Annotated in this window: 2 protein-coding genes; one reads left to right on the top strand and one right to left on the bottom strand. The window is 38.7% G+C overall.

What is annotated here, in order from left to right:
• The coding region (locus tag BMG01_RS10660; RefSeq protein ID WP_143472306.1) for a DDE-type integrase/transposase/recombinase at positions 1–408 on the top strand (408 nt) is incomplete at its 5' end.
• Here BMG01_RS10660 and BMG01_RS10655 read toward each other — a convergent pair.
• A partial coding sequence (locus BMG01_RS10655; RefSeq protein ID WP_143472289.1) for an IS30 family transposase occupies positions 405–943 on the bottom strand: 539 nt, incomplete at its 5' end. The two genes, BMG01_RS10660 and BMG01_RS10655, sit on opposite strands and share 4 nt — an antisense overlap.

Here is a 943-nt window from a genome sequence, read left to right as displayed (position 1 = left end):
GCTTGGAGCATGGACATCACTTATTTAAAGTTGAGTAATGGTCAGTGGGTCTATTTAGCGTCAGTTTTAGAGTTACAAACGCGTAAGATATTAGCCCATCAAATCAGTGCCACGATGGATACCAAATTGGTAGTTACAACACTACAAAGATCGCTGTCAACTGATAAAAAACCAAATTATTTACATACTGATATGGGCAGTCAGTTCACTAGTTTTGGCTTTGAAAATTTGTTAAAGCGACATAAAATTGATCATTCGTATTCAAAACTAGGACATCCATATGATAATGCCAAAATTGAAAGTTTTCACTCCCTATTAAAGCGTGAAATGATTTATCAATTCCGGTTTCCATCGATTGCACATCTAATTTTAGATGTGTCCAAGTATATGGTAGATTGCAAGAATTAACCGAACACTGCAAACTGCTGAAAAACCTTTCGTGGTGATTGCCAGTTGAGTGTTTTCATTGGTCTCGCATTGATCCAATGATTAATTTGATCTAATTCTTTGGCGCTAACTGTTTCAATTTTGCGTTCTTTCGGTATAAAACGACGGACGTATCGATTTAATATCTCATTACTCCCACGTTCTTCTGGTGAATATGGGTGCGCAAAATAGACTGGAATGCCTAGTTTTTGCTCGATTTCGTTATATTTTGCAAATTCTCGCCCACGATCAACAGTGATGGACTTGGCATTTTTGATCCCTTGAAAAAAATGAATTAAGACTGGTGTCACTGCCTGACTATTGCGCCCAGTGACCTGTCTCACGATATGTTGCCGGCTTAGTCTTTCAGTAATTGTCACCAGCACATCACCACGTCTTTTACCCGATTGCATAGTGTCAACTTCAAAATGTCCAAAGGTTTGTCGTGCTTTCACACTTTCAGGTCTCGTTTCAATCGAACGACCATGCACAAATACTTGTCGTCTACCATCAGATT

This window comes from Leuconostoc sp. BM2 (genome assembly GCF_002095565.1).
GTDB lineage: Bacteria > Bacillota > Bacilli > Lactobacillales > Lactobacillaceae > Leuconostoc > Leuconostoc falkenbergense.
Note: the sequence above shows the minus strand (reverse complement) of the source record. Positions and strands in the feature narration are given on the sequence as shown.